We start from the raw sequence: 243 nt of genomic DNA on the forward strand, positions 1-243 counted from the left end.
GCGACAGCGAGCTGGCCAGGTCGCAAGCCATGGAGAACCTGCTGGCCGACCTCAACGAGAGCTACGGGGGCTGTTCCACGAGGAATCCGGCGCTTACCCGTCCAGCGGCTGGCTCAAGGCCTATCTCGCTGGCGAGCAGGACTTCACCGCCTTCAGCCGCCAGGTCGTCGAGCCCCTGCAGAAGCTGATGGACGAATCCAACCTGTCCACCGGCGGCCAGCTGCTCTTCCCCCAATCCCAGCA

The 243-nt window shown here is 65.4% G+C and carries 1 pseudogene; it reads left to right on the plus strand.

What is annotated here, in order from left to right:
• Positions 1–243, plus strand: a pseudogene (locus tag GYA94_RS27490) (nucleoid-associated protein); the annotation flags it as partial.

This window comes from Pseudomonas juntendi (assembly GCF_009932375.1).
In the GTDB taxonomy this organism is placed as follows: Bacteria; Pseudomonadota; Gammaproteobacteria; order Pseudomonadales; family Pseudomonadaceae; genus Aquipseudomonas; species Aquipseudomonas juntendi.